Source organism: Vagococcus sp. AM17-17 (genome assembly GCF_003471765.1).
GTDB classification, from domain to species: domain Bacteria; phylum Bacillota; class Bacilli; order Lactobacillales; family Vagococcaceae; genus Vagococcus; species Vagococcus teuberi.
Map to the genome: position 1 here is coordinate 54,392 of NZ_QRJY01000004.1, position 14,985 is coordinate 69,376.

Below are 14,985 nucleotides of genomic sequence, written 5' to 3' on the forward strand. Positions count from 1 at the left end.
TCAAACTACCTTTCTTCTGGGTAGATAAAGAAGCGACTTAATGCTTCAGGTCTGATAAATGATTCTTGTACGGCTTTGATGTCACTTAATTCAATGCTATTAATGACAGTGACTAAATCAAATAAAGTTGTGTCACCAAATTTCATTCCGCTAAATTGGTTGGCAATATACTCTAGTGAATCCAATGATTTCAAATGTTTTCCAATCATTTTTTTCTTCGCCAAATCTAAGTTTTGTTTGGTTAATTCAGGACTATTATCTGATTTCAATAAGTAATTAATTATTTGGTTGGCAAAACGCTCAGGCTCATCAGTATCTGAACTGAAATCGGCAAAGTGGAAGCTACGATCAAATGAAAATTCAAATGAGAAGCTATCATCAATTAAGCCACTATTATACATAGTAAGATAATTTTTTGAGCTCATACCAAATAATAATTGTAATAATAATTGAATCGTTGTTTGATATTTAAGGCGTTCAAATCCATCTTCAGGTGGTGTATCAAGTCCTTTTAAGCCAACAACTGCCTTTGGTCGATTAACAGATAGGGTGATACTATCTTCTTTAACAATATCATCCGCTGTTTCTTTCGGGAAATGACGTTTGATTTCAGTTGCTTTTGGAAATTCTTTGGCTGCTTGATTGTCTTTAATAAAGGCCATCATTTCCTCAGGATTCATTTTTCCAACGATAAATAAGTTCATATTACTTGGATGATAAAATGTACTGTAACAAGTATATAAATCATCTGCTGTAATGGGTTTAATACTATCGATTGTTCCAGCAATATCAATATGTAATGGGTGTTTTGGGTACATATTATTTAAAATACCAAAAAATAAACGCCAGTTTGGTTCATCTTGATACATTTGGATTTCTTGGCCAATAATCCCTTTTTCTTTTTGGACAGATTCTTCTGTAAAATAAGGACTTTGAACAAAATCAATTAATGTTTCGACATTTTGCATAACGTTATCAGTACTTGAAAATAAATAACTTGTACGAGTAAAACTTGTAAAAGCATTCGATGCGGCACCTTGACGACCAAATTTTTGGAAGACATCCTCATCTTCTTTTTCAAATAATTTATGTTCTAAAAAGTGAGCAATACCATCAGGAACCGTGATAAAATCTTTTTTTCCAATCGGCACAAATTCACTATCAATTGAGCCGTAATTTGTAGTAAAAAGACCATATGTTTTATGGAAATCTTCTTTAGGCAGTAACATCACTTCTAATCCATTAGGCAACACTTCTGTATAAAGGGTTTCATTAATAGAAGGATAATAGTTTTTTTTCATGTTATTTTCCTCCTTCCATGAAATAAACTGCTTGTAAATTAATAGTTGTTGCCACATCTTGAACGTCTTTTCGAGTGACAGCATTCATTTTTTTGATCCACTCATCTTGAGATAAATCAGCATAAGGAACGTTAGAAAAGAGGTACTGTTGTTCAACAACTGCACGTTGATTATCAGAGGATAACAAATATTGATTGATTAACATTTTTTTTGTTTGTTCTAATAAATCATCAGGAAATTCACCCGTTGTCATGTCTTTTAATTGCTCATTAACTAATCGTAAGACACGTTCACGATTTGAGCTATCAATACCAGTTTGTACAGTTAAAAATCCTCTAAACGGATCAATTGAGCTACTTGCATAATAAGCTAAACTATGTTTTTCACGAACGTTTAAAAATAATTTCGAATGTGGAAATCCACCAAACAGTCCATTAAAGACCATTAATGGAAAATACATGTCATCATGGTAATAAACATCACAGTGATAACCAATATTTAATTTAGATTGCATAACAGGTAGAACTTCACTTTTTTGTTGAATAATATTTTTGAAAGGTTGTTTGTAAAACAGTTCAGTATCCAATTTTTCTCTATCAGAAAAACCGAAATTTTTAAAACATTTTTCCACATATCCTTCTTCAACATCACCACTAACTAGGATATCGATTTTATCGTGTTGAATCATATAATTGTAGTAGTCAGCAATAGATTTTGGTGTTTCAGATTTGATTTGCTCAATATCACCAAAACTTGGTGTTTTTTGATTTTTACTATCTGAAAAGAAAAGATTTTGTAAAGACATAGAAGCGTAAGTTTGTTTATCATCAAAAATTGATTCAATATCAATGATTAGATTTTCTTTTTCACGATTAAATGTTTCCTCATCAAATTTTCCATCTTTAATATTAGGATTAAAAATAATTTCTTTTAAAAATTCGACAGAATCTTCTAAAATAGAAACACCATTGGGCGCGATGTTATCGTTAATGACATTTAAGCCAATACTTAGATAATGCTCATTACCAGTCCGATTAACACTCACATAAAACCCTGCCCCGTATAAATCAGCTAGTTTTTTACTTAATGCTACTTGGTCAGGAAAGTTTAAACTATTTGTTTCCATTAAACTTGCAAGTAACGAACGTTTACTACTAAAAGTCGCATCAAGAGGTGTTGCAAATCGAACGACAATGCGAACAGTTTTATATTTTGTTGTTGGAATAATATGTAAATTCACTTGGTTATTTAATTTAATTGTCATAAAAAAACTCCTTTATTATCGTCATCAAGTGGTTCTTTAAGTATGACGATACACTCTCTAGGTTACCAAAAAAAAGGGTGGTAAGATAGGAAAACACATTGGATTTTATTTTTTTGATTAAAACTTAACAAAATTGTAATGCTCACAATAAATATACATCATTACGATATATTATCATATATTACAACAGTGTTACATGTCAATTTATTATAAATGATTTTTATAAAAAAATTTGCTATAATATGGAAATGATTGGGGGATATGAAAATGATAAAGGAATTTAAGGAGTTTATTGCACGTGGTAGTGTAATAGATATGGCTGTTGGTATTATTATAGGTGGTGCATTTACGAGCGTTGTGAGTGCTATGGTAGATGGTTTGATTACACCAATTATAGGAGTGATTATCAGTTTACTATTTCCTGGAGCTGAAACAGTGGAAGATGCAACAAAAGGCATGACGTTTGCATTAAATGGTGTCACGTTTGATTATGGTAAATTGATTTCAGCAATTATCACATTCTTAATTACAGCATTTGTTTTATTCATTATCGTAAAATCTGTTAATAAAGCAGAAAACTTAATGACAAAAGATAAGGTTGAAGAAGAAGAGGAAGAAACAGCTGAAACAACTGAAGATGTTCTAAAAGATATTCGTCAATTATTAGCAGAACAATCAACTATTAAACAAGAAGACGAAATAGAAAACAAAAATTAAAAATAAACCGCGAGGAGAATAACTCCCCACGGTTTTTTATTTACGTTTTTTTTCAAATAATGGACTAACTGGCTTGTTCTCATGGATACGCTTGATTGCATCGCCCATTAATTCTGCAACACTAACTATTTCGATTTTATCAGACTTTTTCTCTTCTGGCAAAAGGATAGAGTCTGTGATGATTAATTTTTCAATTGATGAGTTGTTGATTCGATCAATTGCAGGTCCGGATAAAACAGGGTGAGTACAACATGCAACGACTTCTGTTGCGCCTTTTTCTTTCAAGGCTTCAGCAGCAAGAGTAATTGTTCCAGCTGTATCAATCATGTCATCGATAATGACACATTTTTTACCTTTTACTTCACCGATAATATTCATCACTTCGGCAACATTAGCTTTTGGACGACGTTTGTCGATAATCGCGATTGGAGATTTTAGATTTTCAGCTAATTTACGAGCACGTGTTACGCCACCATGGTCAGGTGAAACCACCACTACATCATCGCCTTCGTAACCATGATCGATAAAGTAGTTTGCTAGTAAAGGAGCAGCCATTAAATGATCCACTGGAATATCAAAAAATCCTTGAATTTGTGCAGCGTGTAAGTCTAGTGTTAATAAACGAGTTGCTCCAGCAGTTTCTAACATATCAGCAACAAGTTTTGATGTAATCGGCTCACGAGAACGAGCTTTTCTATCTTGTCTTGCATAGCCATAATATGGCATAACAATGTTAATAGTTTGTGCACTTGCACGTTTTAGAGCATCAATCATAATCAGTAATTCCATTAAATGGTCGTTTACAGGGTTACTTGTAGATTGGATTAAGTATACGTGACTACCACGAATACTTTGCTCGATATTGATTTGAATTTCACCATCACTAAACTTTCTTACTTCAGACTTACCAAGTTCCACACCAACTGCATCAGCAATTTTTTTTGCTAAAGGCTTGTTTGAATTTAACGAAAAGATTTTTAACTTTGGATCAAAGTAATGATTAGACATGAGAACCTCCACTTTCTTCTTTTTAACTGAGTATAAACTTACATACAAATATTAGACATATTCTACTAATAAATCAAGTGTTTGCAGTGAAATTATTTATTATAGGGTAAATTTTTAGCATAATCTTCTAGATTTTCCTGACGAGCACGAGCAATACCTAAGTCATTTTCACTGATATTTTTAGTGATAGTAGAACCAGCTGCAGTCATACTATTGTTTTCAACAGTTAATGGGGCAACTAAAATAGTTCCGCTACCGATAAATACATGATCGCCAACAGTTATATGGTGTTTGTTTTTGCCATCATAATTAGCGAATACTGTGCCACATCCGATATTGATGTCTTTACCAAGAGTTGCGTCTCCAACATAAGTTAAGTGACCAACCTTTGAACCATCATCAATGGAAGCATTTTTAATCTCGACAAAATTACCTATATGGACGTTTTCGTTAATCACAGTATTAGGTCGTAGGTGGGCATAAGGTCCCACATCAGAATGATTTCCAACGACTGCTCGTTGTAACGTAGAGGACTTAATTTCGACGTCATCGCCAATGTTACTATCAGTAATAGTAGAATTTGAACGGATGATACAATTATGACCAATCGTTGTGTTGCCTTTAATTATCACACCAGGTTCAATCACAGTATCAGATCCAATAACGACATCTGATTCAATATATGTGTTGTCTGGATCGACAAATGAAACGCCTTGACGCATATGTTGTTCATTGATACGTTGCTTCATTAATTGGTTTGCTTTAGCCAATGCAACACGGTCATTAACCCCCATTGATTCTTCTTCAGAGTCCATGATATATGCTGTGACAACTTCTCCTTGTTGTTTTAAAATACTAATCACGTCTGGCAAGTAATATTCACCCTGTGCGTTATCATTTCCAACTTTTTCTAATGCTTCAAATAAAAATTTATTATCGAAACAATATGTTCCAGTATTAAACTCTGTTACGGCAAGTTCTGCCTCTGAAGCATCTTTTTGTTCGACGATTTTTTCGACTAAGTTTTCATCATTTCGAATGATACGGCCATAACCTGTAGCATCTTCAGCAACAGCTGATAGAATAGTTGCTTTGGCATTTAATTGTTCATGATGGTTGACTAATTTAGTTAGTGTCTCTTTAGTTAGTAGGGGGGTATCTCCACAGATAACCAATGTTGTACCATCTTTGTCTTTTAATAAATCAGACGTTGCTAAAACAGCATGCCCAGTCCCTAATTGTTCTGTTTGTAGAGCATATTTTGAGCGCTCTCCTAATTGTTCTTGTACCTTCTCAGCACCATACCCAACAACCGTTACAATTTCAGTTGTGTTTAAAGGTTCGATTTGTTCTAGAACATGTTCAACCATCGGCTTTCCAGCGACTGGATGCAGCACTTTATATAGAGAAGACTTCATACGAGAGCCTTTTCCAGCTGCTAAAATGATAGCAAATCTATTTTTCACGATATTGACACTCCTTAAGTGTATTTTTAAACACTTTATTTTAACAAAAAAAAGACTTGATATTCAAGTCCTTAAATTTATTAATCTGTGGCGTCTGCACCCATAACAGAAAAATAGTTACCAGGAACAACCGTTATATTTTTAGTTTTTGTATCGACTTCTTTAACGCAAATAAGTGAAGTGTAGTCATCAACCATACGACGACCACTGAACGTTGATTCGGCAAATACAGTGATACCAACAAGCTCGGCTTCGAATTCCTCGATTAAGGCTTTCATTCCATTAACCGTTCCGCCACCTTTCATGAAATCATCTACGACTAACACTCTAGACCCACGTTTTAAGCTACGTTTTGATAACTCCATTTTTTCAATTCTTTCAGATGACCCTGATACATAATTGACACTTACAGTAGAGCCTTCAGTGATTTTAGAATCACGACGCACGATAACAAATGGAACATTTAGGTAATATGATACCGCTTGAGCGATTGGCACACCTTTTGTTGCGACCGTCATAACAGCATCGATGTTTTTATTAGCATACTGCGTTGCAATGATTTGCCCAATTTGTTTAAGTAGTTGCGGTTCTCCAAGTAAATCAGATAGATAAACGTACCCACCAGGAAGTAATCGATCTTGTTCAGATAAGCGTTCACATAATGAATCAATCATTTGTTTTGATTCACTAAATGGAATAGATGGTGTAAAAATAACGCCACCAGCAGCTCCAGCCACTGTTTCAAGAACACCAAAACCACGCTCTTTAAATGTTTTTTTGATAATTGTTAAATCTTCACTAATTGAAGATTTTGCTGATTCATATTTTTTTACAAAATAAGTCAGAGGAGTTAATGTATGGGGGTGATTTAAGATATAAGCAGTCATATCAATTAAGCGTTCACTTCGTTTTATTTTCATTAAGATACTCCTTTTAAAGTTAAATTTAAGTAATATAGACTATTATAGTATGTAAATTTAAAAAAGCAAAGTATTTTTGAAAATAAATAAAAAATGTTCGTGAAAACGAACAGATTATTTGGAAACCTGTCTGTTTTTTTTACGAACATTAGTTAGTAAATTAATTAGAATAAACATCACAATGAAGATTAATGTGATGGTTGCGCCTGGTGGTGTATCTAATTGATACGATGTAACAAGACCAGAAGTCATGCCAATAAATCCAACTACGATACTACTTAAAATAACAGTCGAAAAAGTTTTCCCAATCTTCATCGAGATAGTGGCTGGTAAAATCATAATAGCTGACACAAGTAATGCTCCAGCAATAGGAATCATCACAGTGATAGCGATACCTGTAATAACATTAAATAGCATAGATAGTACATGAATTGGCAGTCCGTCAACATGTGCTGTGTCCTCGTCAAAAGTTAATACATACATTGGTTTCCTCAATACCAAAAATAAACTAACTATAATAACTAGTAAGACAGCTAGTATTTTAACTTGTTGCCAATTGATTGTTACGATAGAGCCAAATAAATACTGTTGAATATTCATGGAATTTTTCCCTTTAGTTAAATTCATTAAAACTAATGCAACAGCTAATCCACCTGACATTAAAATCGCAGTAGATACCTCTGAGTAAGACTTGTAAAGATTTTTAATGTACTCTAAAACAAAGGCAGAAGCAATTACGACAATTAATGTGGTGATTGTTGGGTTAACATTAATAAAAAAACCAAGAGCAATCCCTGCAAGGGAAACATGTGATAAGGTATCTGCTAAAAGTGATTGTCTACGTAATACTAAAAATACACCAAGAGATGGGGCGATTACAGCCATCATAGAAGCAGCAATAAGTGCTCGTCTCATGAACTCATATGAAAACATCTCCATTCGGTCTCCTCCTTTCTAACAAGGTGGATATGTCGATCCATATAACCTTTTATTTCTTCATGATCGTGTGTCACCATTAAAATTGCTTTATTGTGTTCTTTGACACTGTGTTGTAGTAATTTATAAAAATCATTTCGAGAGGATTCATCCACCCCTGTTGTGGGTTCATCAAGTACAAATAAATCTGGATCAGTCGCAAATACACGGGCTAAACAGACACGTTGCTTTTGTCCACCTGATAAATCCCCAATGCGTTTCTTTCTCATATCCCACATGCCAACAGAGTTAAGAGCTTTTTCGACATGTCGATGATCAACGTCATCTAGACGTTTAAACCATTTTCCACGTTGAAATCTGCCCGATTGAACGAACTCTAATACAGTACTTGGAAATCCCGCATTAAATGAGGCGATTTGTTGTGGAATATAACCAATTGTTAATTTTTGTCCATCTATATTGGTAGGGGAGATATAAACTTCTCCTTCATTAGGTTTTAGTAACCCTAGTGTATTTCTTATTAATGTTGATTTTGCCGCACCATTTTCACCAGTTAGTATGACAAATTCACCTGGACTGACCGTATAAGAAACGTCTTCCAACACAGGTTCATCATCATAATAAAAAGTGAGGTGTTTGACGTCAATATAATTCATAGTAACCTCCTTTAATCGTAAACGTTACGTTTTAAAACCAAAAGAATCATAACACTTGTGTCAAAATAAAGCAAGAATAGTTAATCGGTTGTCCATAACAAAACAGATAAAAAGCAGATTAGCTTCTACTTCTTATCTGTTTAATGTCCTAACTAAATACACTTCATCACAAAATCCTTTTAAAGCATTTGCCACATGAACAGCTCGTGAACGTTTTTTACAAAGCGCAAGAACGGTAGGACCGCTGCCACTCATGACGGCTGCATCTGCTCCGAATTCTAACATTTTATTTTTAACATATTTAACAATAGGAAAAACTTCCATCGTGTAAGATTCTAGAGAATTCCCCAAATGTTGAATCATTTCTTGGTAATCTTGGTTTTCTATTGCATGATATATAGCTTTTATATTTGGATGCGAAAGTGAGTCAACTTGTATTTTTGAAAACACGCGAGGAGTGGATACACTGATTTTGGGTTTGACTAGAACAATCCAACACTGTGGCATTGGGTGAGAGAGTGGTGTAACACGGTCTCCAACGCCAGTAACAAGAGCTGTTTGTCCATATAAACAATACGGGATATCTGTACCGATTGGAACGGATAATTTAGCCATTTCTTCCAATGTAGCACCCAGGTTAAACAAACGATTGACCCCTCTAAATGCCGCAGCAGCATCGCTACTACCACCACCTAAACCAGCCGCAACGGGTAAGTTTTTCTTTAAATTTACTTCAACACCTTGAGTAAACCCATATGTTTTTTTCATGATATCAATTGCTTGATAAATATTATTTTTACGGTCTACTGGTAGGAAGCCATTGTCAGTTTTAATAATGATATCATCAGTTGGAATAGCTGTTAAAATCAATCGGTCGGATAAATCAACACTTGCCATAATCATTTCAAGCTCATGATAACCATCATCACGTTTGTAAAGGACATCAAGTCCCAAGTTTATTTTTGCCGGGGCTTTTTCGATGATTTCCATTGACTACCTCCAATTCTTCAAAATATTCTATTTGTTTGATTATACATGAAAAAAGAGTGAATATAAAACAATTTAAGTACTGACTTTAGAGATTTTATTGAATAAAGAAAAAGATAGGAAAAAATCCTATCTTTAACGATACATTTTAAATTTTAAGAATAGATCATTATAGCGCTCTAAATAGGTTTGTCCTAAATCCTCATACACTTCTAAGTGCTCGATAATTTTGTCACTTGGGTAAAACTGTGGGTCACTTGTAATTTCTTTAGGTAATATTTTTAACGCTTTTTTATTTGGCGTAGAGTAACCAATGTATTCGGCATTTTGAGCAGCGACATCTGGTTTTAACATAAAGTTAATAAAATCATACGCACCATCAATATTTTTTGCTGTTTTTGGGATCACAAAATTATCAAACCAAAGATTAGAGCCTTCTTCTGGAATCACATAATGCAAGTGCTCATTTTCTTCTAGCATACTAGCAGCTTCACCAGAAAATGTGACCGCAGCAGCACTTTCACCATTTATCATGTACATTTTGATTTCATCAGCTACAATCGCTTTGACGTTGGAACTTAGTCCATCTAATTTTTTTGAAGCATTATCTAGTTGTTTATCATTTTTACTATTTAATGAATGCCCGTCACTATTTAAAGCCAATCCCATGACTTCTCTAGCTCCGTCAATTAACATCACATTATTTTTTAGTGAGGGATTCCATAAATCATCCCAATGTTTAATCTGACCTTCTTTAACGAATTCATCATTGTATATAATTCCCAATGTTCCCCAAAAATAGGGGATAGAAAATTTGTTTTTAGGGTCAAATGGAATATTTAGAAAACGACTATCTATGTTTTCTAGTCCTTTGATTTTAGAATGATCAAGCGGAATGAGCATATCTTGTTTAACCATTTTTTGAATCATGTATTCACTGGGAATGGTTAAATCATAGGCTGTTCCACCTTGTTTGATTTTGGTCATCATGCTTTCGTTCGAATCAAAGGTTTCGTAAATGACTTTATAGTTATATTCTTTTTCAAATCGTTTGATTAGCGAAGGGTCAATGTAATCTCCCCAATTATAGATAGTTAATACACGACCACCAGAGGCACCACTGTTTTTTTCAAGATTAAAAGAAGTAACAGCTAGAAGGACAATGATAAGAAGAATACCTGAAAAAAGAGCATTGAGTTTCTTCATCTTATTTACCTCCTATTTTTTGTGTTTTTTTCTTTTTGTATTTTGGTTTATTGTCTTTACTGATAAAGTAATACCCAGTCACTAATAAAATAGAAAACAGAAATAGAAGGGCACTTAAGGCATTGATTTCTAAACTAATCCCTTGTCTGGCACGAGAATAAATTTCAACAGATAAAGTACTAAATCCATTCCCTGTTACAAAAAACGTCACAGCAAAATCATCTAATGAATAGGTAAATGCCATAAAATATCCGGCAATAATTCCTGGTGTTAAATAAGGTAAGATAATTTGTCTTAGTACCTGCCAGTTGTTTGCTCCTAAATCTCGTGCAGCATCAATAAGTGATGGATTCATCTCTTGCATTTTTGGCAAGACCATTAAAACGACAATCGGGATACTAAAAGCAATATGAGAGAGTAGTACAGACATAAAACCTAATTGAAACCCAAACCAAGTCCCTAGAAAAGTAAATAGGATTAAAAAACTTGCCCCAATAATAACATCAGGAGACACCATTAAAATATTGTTTAAACTTAGTAATGTATGTCGTACGCCACGTTGTTTGGTGTAGTGAATCCCCATTGCACCAAACGTTCCAATAATAGTAGCGATTAAAGCAGATAGAAAAGCTAGTAAGAACGTGTCTATCACAATGCCAATTAACCTGGTGTCTTCAAAGACAGCTTGGTAATGTTCTAACGTAAATCCGGTAAATGATGTCATCGTTCCACCGGCGTTGAATGAATAATAAATTAGATAAAAGATAGGTGCGTACAGAATAATGAAAACTAAAATCAAATAGAGATGGCTCCAATTAAATTTATGGTTGCTCATTTTTTCTTCGCTCCTTTCTTTTTCTTCTCACCAGTTATCATCATAATGATAAACATCGCGATAATCAGAACGACACCAATGGTTGAACCCATCCCCCAGTTTTGTGTGACAAGGAAATGTTGTTCGATGGCCGTTCCAAGTGTTATCACACGATTTCCCCCAATTAAGCGAGTTAGCATAAATAGACTAAGTGATGGGATGAATACGGCTTGCACACCACTTTTTACGCCATTTAAAGATAGTGGGAAGATGACACGTCTAAATGTTTCAAAATTACTCGCGCCTAAATCACGACTGGCAAACACAAGAGAAGGGTTAATTTCTTCTAAGGCATTAAAAATAGGTAAAATCATAAATGGGATTTCAATATAGGTCGCAACGGTTAAAAAACTAAAATTTGTAAAAAGAAGTTGTTGCGTCCCAATACCAACAGTATCTAAAAAGTTATTTATTCCACCATGGATACTAAAAATCCCAATAAACGCATAAGCTTTTAACAACAAGTTAATCCAAGTAGGCAAGATAATTAACATGAGCCACAGTTGTTTGTGTTTTAATTTTGTTAAAAAATAAGCTGTTGGATAACTAATCACTAGTGTAAATAGGGTAATAAGTAGAGCGTAGAATAATGAGTTAAAGGTCATACTCAAGTAAGTTTTACTTGTTAAATATTGTTGGTAATTACTTAAAGTAAATTGCCCATTAATATCAAAAAATGATTGATAAATAATTAAAATTACTGGTGCAATAACAAATAGAGCTATCCATAAAAAATAGGGAATAGTATAGAATCGTTTTGATTGTGTCACTTATCAACCCTCCTTAGTCGTCATAACTTTCTAATCTGGCATCAAAATCTTCTTCTGATTCATTAAAACGCATGACATGAATGTCTTCTGGTTCAAAAAATAAACCAACTGCTTGTCCTTCAAGTGGCTTCTTAGTTGAATGCACCACCCATTCATTTCCTTCAGAATCAATACAGAAAATTTCATAATGAACCCCTCTGAATAATAAGGTATCAACTGTCGCTTTTAATTTTCCTTGTTCGACAGGTACTAGGGAAATATCTTCAGGACGCATTACTACATCAACGGGCTCATTTTCCCTCATACCACTGTCGACACATTCAAATTGTTTTCCGACAAATTCAACTAAGTTATCCTCAATCATAACCCCTTTTACAATATTGCTTTCTCCAATAAAATCCGCTACAAAACGGTTAATCGGTTCATCATAAATATCAGAAGGAGAGCCGCTTTGCTCGATTTTTCCATCATGCATAACAAAAATTTCATCACTCATAGCTAATGCTTCTTCTTGATCATGAGTAACAAAAATAAACGTAATCCCTAAACGTTTTTGTAATTCACGTAACTCTGATTGCATGGCAGTTCGAAGTTTTAAATCAAGAGCGGATAACGGCTCATCTAATAATAGAATCTCAGGTTCATTTACAAGGGCACGAGCAATTGCGACACGTTGTCTTTGTCCACCTGACATCTCACCGATTTGTCTTTCTTCTAAACCAGATAACTGAACTAAACGTAGAGCTTCACGTACTTTTACATCAATTTGTTCTTTAGGTAATTTTTTGATTTTTAACCCAAATGCCACATTTTCATAAACATCCATATGAGGAAAAAGAGCATAATCTTGGAATACAGTATTTACTTTACGTTTATTTGCGGGAACTTTATTAATCACTTTTCCATCAAATAAAATTTCTCCAGATGTTGGTTCGCTAAAACCAGCAATCAAGCGTAAAATCGTTGTTTTACCACATCCTGATGGACCTAATAAGGTATAAAATTTTCCTTGTTCGATTTCAAAACTCACTTTTTTTAATACAGTGGTGTCGTCGTATTCTTTCACGACATCTTTAAATTCAATAATTGTGTGACTCATTTTCTCCCACCTTTACTATAAATAAGAATTTGTTGCAACAATGAGGAGTTTGCTAACTCCATCGTGAGCATTAGATATTTGGTGCTGGTTGAGTGCTTGGTAATAAATACTTTCACCTTTTGACGCAATATAGGTATCTTCACCTATGGTAACATAGATTTTTCCTTGTAACACATAACCAAATGTTTCGGATTGTGATGGTTCAAATTCTTTGTATTCACCTTTTTTTTCTAGAGTTAATAATATAGGTTCCATTTCGTTTTCATTAGAGTCAGAAACTAACCAATTTATTTCATACCCTTTATCTTCATCAAGATGTATGGTTTGATCTTCTTTAGGATAGACGACTTGTTGTTTTTGATATTTTTCATCAAAAAATTGTTTTGGAGACACACCTAATACTTCTAAAATGGAGAAAAATGTCTCTAGGGAAGGGGAGCTTAAATCCCGTTCTAATTGAGAAATGTATCCTTTAGTGAGATCTGTTCGTTCTCCTAATTCTTCTTGTGTTAAATTTTTTTGTATTCGTAAGTTTTTGATTTTTTTCCCGATAAGTATGGTCAACACCTCCAGTCTAATAGTTTATATATACTAAACTTCAAATGACAGATGTTTATTAATATTAAACTTTTAGTTTACTTTCTGATGGTAGTATACAAGATGATTTTCAACAAATCAATTCATTTTTTTGATATCACATTTTGTTGTTTTTTTATGATAAACTAAGTTTATCAAAGAGATGAGGAGACGATGTAAATGATGGATAAAACATTCAAAGCACTTATTGTTAGTGAAAAAGATGATAGCATTATCTCAAGTATAGAAGATTGGTCAGTTGACAGATTATCAGAAGGGGACACACTTGTTGAAGTTGAGTATTCAGCGATAAATTATAAAGATGCCTTAGCAACGATAAAAAATGGGGGAGTTATTCGGTCATATCCTATGATTCCTGGTATCGATTTTTCAGGAACTATTATAGAAACAACTCACGAAGGATTATCTGTTGGCGATAGAGTAGTTGTAACTGGTCAAGGGACAGGTGTAAGTCACACAGGAGGTTTTAGTGAAATAGCACGTATTCCAGGTGAATGGATTCAAGTTGTGCCACAAGATTTAGATTTAAAAGTAGCTGCGTTTGTTGGGACAGCTGGAATAACAGCCGCTCAAGCGATTCATCGTCTAGAATCTGTTGGTTTAGGCGAAAACAAAGAAGCCAGTATTTTAATAACCGGAGCAACAGGTGGAGTTGGAAGTATGGTGATTAATTTATTAAAAGCTAAAGGATTCAACAATATCACCGCATTAACACGCAAAAAATCGACGGATTATTTGGATTCTTTAGGTGTGCAACATATTATTAGTACCGAAGAAATGCTTGAAAATACTCGTCCATTACAAAAACAATTATTTGATTATGTCATTGATACGATTGGTGGGGCAACACTAGAAGCAATACTACCTAAAATTTCATACGGTGGGGGAATTTCTCTATGTGGAAATGCAAGCGGTATTAAATTTAGCACGACAGTTTTACCGTTTATTTTACGCGGTGTAACGATGTTTGGAATTGATTCAGTTCAATTAACAACAGAAAAAAAATCTGCGTTATGGGATACAATTAAAGAAAGTATCACAAAAGAGATGATTGAGGCGACTATAGCTAATGAAATCTCGTTAGAGGATATCATTCCAGTGACGAAACAATTATTAGAAGGCACGCATTCAGGAAGAACGATTGTCAAAATTAAATAATAAAAAAGGTGGAGCAAAATTAATTG

The 14,985-nt window shown here is 33.9% G+C and carries 15 protein-coding genes; 2 read left to right on the plus strand and 13 right to left on the minus strand.

Translation table 11 applies throughout. The features are described from left to right. Positions 1–5 precede the first annotated feature (5 nt). Positions 6–1,301, minus strand: coding sequence for an EF-P 5-aminopentanol modification-associated protein YfmH (gene yfmH, locus DW196_RS07070; RefSeq protein WP_118250766.1), 1,296 nt, complete (start codon positions 1,299–1,301; stop codon positions 6–8). Between the two features lies 1 nt (position 1,302). Continuing rightward, positions 1,303–2,565, minus strand: coding sequence for an EF-P 5-aminopentanol modification-associated protein YfmF (gene yfmF / locus DW196_RS07075; protein WP_118250767.1), 1,263 nt, complete (start codon positions 2,563–2,565; stop codon positions 1,303–1,305). Between the two features lie 267 nt (positions 2,566–2,832). Between yfmF and mscL the strand changes: the two genes are divergently transcribed. Next, entirely contained in the window at positions 2,833–3,282 is a 450-nt protein-coding gene (gene mscL, locus DW196_RS07080) for a large conductance mechanosensitive channel protein MscL (protein ID WP_118250768.1), read from the plus strand. A 36-nt stretch (positions 3,283–3,318) separates the two neighbouring features. Here mscL and DW196_RS07085 read toward each other — a convergent pair whose 3' ends face one another. From DW196_RS07085 to DW196_RS07135, 11 genes are all read right to left on the minus strand, one after another. Next, positions 3,319–4,290, minus strand: a complete 972-nt coding sequence (locus tag DW196_RS07085) for a ribose-phosphate diphosphokinase (RefSeq protein ID WP_071456290.1) — start codon at positions 4,288–4,290, stop codon at positions 3,319–3,321. 92 nt (positions 4,291–4,382) lie between these two features. Beyond that, positions 4,383–5,756, minus strand: a complete 1,374-nt coding sequence (glmU, locus tag DW196_RS07090; RefSeq protein WP_071456291.1) for a bifunctional UDP-N-acetylglucosamine diphosphorylase/glucosamine-1-phosphate N-acetyltransferase GlmU — start codon at positions 5,754–5,756, stop codon at positions 4,383–4,385. Positions 5,757–5,836: 80 nt separating this feature from the next. Then, positions 5,837–6,676: a pur operon repressor gene (gene purR, locus DW196_RS07095; RefSeq protein ID WP_071456292.1), complete on the minus strand. Its 840-nt coding sequence runs from the start codon at positions 6,674–6,676 to the stop codon at positions 5,837–5,839. Positions 6,677–6,790: 114 nt separating this feature from the next. Next, positions 6,791–7,615, minus strand: coding sequence for a metal ABC transporter permease (locus DW196_RS07100; protein WP_118250769.1), 825 nt, complete (start codon positions 7,613–7,615; stop codon positions 6,791–6,793). Further along, positions 7,588–8,268, minus strand: coding sequence for a metal ABC transporter ATP-binding protein (locus DW196_RS07105; protein WP_118250770.1), 681 nt, complete (start codon positions 8,266–8,268; stop codon positions 7,588–7,590). The genes DW196_RS07100 and DW196_RS07105 overlap by 28 nt, the downstream gene beginning before the upstream one ends. Before the next feature lie 132 nt (positions 8,269–8,400). Continuing rightward, entirely contained in the window at positions 8,401–9,258 is an 858-nt protein-coding gene (gene ispE / locus DW196_RS07110) for a 4-(cytidine 5'-diphospho)-2-C-methyl-D-erythritol kinase (protein WP_071456295.1), read from the minus strand. Between the two features lie 132 nt (positions 9,259–9,390). Then, positions 9,391–10,461 (minus strand): PotD/PotF family extracellular solute-binding protein, encoded by a 1,071-nt coding sequence (locus tag DW196_RS07115; protein ID WP_118250771.1) that lies wholly within the window; start codon positions 10,459–10,461, stop codon positions 9,391–9,393. 1 nt (position 10,462) lies between these two features. Then, positions 10,463–11,296 carry an ABC transporter permease gene (locus DW196_RS07120; RefSeq protein ID WP_071456297.1) on the minus strand — a complete coding sequence of 278 codons (834 nt, stop codon included), beginning with the start codon at positions 11,294–11,296 and terminating at the stop codon, positions 10,463–10,465. Beyond that, a complete protein-coding gene (locus DW196_RS07125) occupies positions 11,293–12,105 on the minus strand; it encodes an ABC transporter permease (RefSeq protein ID WP_118250772.1) in 813 nt (270 codons plus the stop codon). Before DW196_RS07125 ends, DW196_RS07120 begins: the two co-directional genes overlap by 4 nt. Before the next feature lie 13 nt (positions 12,106–12,118). Next, positions 12,119–13,204: an ABC transporter ATP-binding protein gene (locus DW196_RS07130; RefSeq protein ID WP_118250773.1), complete on the minus strand. Its 1,086-nt coding sequence runs from the start codon at positions 13,202–13,204 to the stop codon at positions 12,119–12,121. A 15-nt stretch (positions 13,205–13,219) separates the two neighbouring features. Next, positions 13,220–13,762, minus strand: a complete 543-nt coding sequence (locus DW196_RS07135; protein WP_118250826.1) for a helix-turn-helix domain-containing protein — start codon at positions 13,760–13,762, stop codon at positions 13,220–13,222. A gap of 198 nt (positions 13,763–13,960) precedes the next feature. Here DW196_RS07135 and DW196_RS07140 point away from each other — a divergent pair, with 198 nt between their 5' ends. Then, positions 13,961–14,959: a YhdH/YhfP family quinone oxidoreductase gene (locus DW196_RS07140; RefSeq protein ID WP_233541936.1), complete on the plus strand. Its 999-nt coding sequence runs from the start codon at positions 13,961–13,963 to the stop codon at positions 14,957–14,959. Positions 14,960–14,985: the final 26 nt, after the last annotated feature.

Coding starts and splice junctions, on each gene's coding strand:
- yfmH (WP_118250766.1), bottom strand. CDS start 1,301: ATGAAAAAAAACTATTATCCTTCTATTAATGAAACCCTTTATACAGAA.
- yfmF (WP_118250767.1), bottom strand. CDS start 2,565: ATGACAATTAAATTAAATAACCAAGTGAATTTACATATTATTCCAACA.
- mscL (WP_118250768.1), top strand. CDS start 2,833: ATGATAAAGGAATTTAAGGAGTTTATTGCACGTGGTAGTGTAATAGAT.
- DW196_RS07085 (WP_071456290.1), bottom strand. CDS start 4,290: ATGTCTAATCATTACTTTGATCCAAAGTTAAAAATCTTTTCGTTAAAT.
- purR (WP_071456292.1), bottom strand. CDS start 6,676: ATGAAAATAAAACGAAGTGAACGCTTAATTGATATGACTGCTTATATC.
- DW196_RS07100 (WP_118250769.1), bottom strand. CDS start 7,615: ATGGAGATGTTTTCATATGAGTTCATGAGACGAGCACTTATTGCTGCT.
- DW196_RS07105 (WP_118250770.1), bottom strand. CDS start 8,268: ATGAATTATATTGACGTCAAACACCTCACTTTTTATTATGATGATGAA.
- ispE (WP_071456295.1), bottom strand. CDS start 9,258: ATGGAAATCATCGAAAAAGCCCCGGCAAAAATAAACTTGGGACTTGAT.
- DW196_RS07115 (WP_118250771.1), bottom strand. CDS start 10,461: ATGAAGAAACTCAATGCTCTTTTTTCAGGTATTCTTCTTATCATTGTC.
- DW196_RS07120 (WP_071456297.1), bottom strand. CDS start 11,296: ATGAGCAACCATAAATTTAATTGGAGCCATCTCTATTTGATTTTAGTT.
- DW196_RS07130 (WP_118250773.1), bottom strand. CDS start 13,204: ATGAGTCACACAATTATTGAATTTAAAGATGTCGTGAAAGAATACGAC.
- DW196_RS07140 (WP_233541936.1), top strand. CDS start 13,961: ATGATGGATAAAACATTCAAAGCACTTATTGTTAGTGAAAAAGATGAT.